The sequence below is a fragment of the Paraburkholderia sp. NMBU_R16 genome, assembly GCF_013282575.1.
Taxonomy (GTDB): Bacteria; Pseudomonadota; Gammaproteobacteria; order Burkholderiales; family Burkholderiaceae; genus Trinickia.
On sequence record NZ_JAAAYE010000350.1, the window covers coordinates 1 to 306 of the forward strand.

Genomic DNA, 306 nt, shown 5'->3' on the forward strand with positions numbered 1-306 from the left:
CTTTAGATCGTTGAACACTTTCATCCAGAACTTGGCGCCCTCGGTGTTTTCGATCCACAGGCCGAGAATATCCCGTGTGCCATCGGGCAGAACACCCAGCGCAAGGTAGACGGCCTTGTTGCGCACGACGGCGTCTTCGCGGATCTTGACGCGCAAAGCATCGAAGAACACGACCGGGTACATCGGTTCGAGCGGCCGAGACTGCCAGGCGGTGACTTCGGCCATCACCTCGTCGGTGACTGAACTGATGAACTCGGGCGAGACCTCGGTGCCGTACTGCTCCTGTAAGAAGCCTTGGATCTCGCG

The 306-nt window shown here is 58.8% G+C and carries 1 protein-coding gene; it reads right to left on the reverse strand.

Translation table 11 applies throughout. The features are described from left to right. A partial coding sequence (locus GWC77_RS28515; protein ID WP_173263010.1) for a transposase occupies positions 1 to 306 on the reverse strand: 306 nt, incomplete at both ends.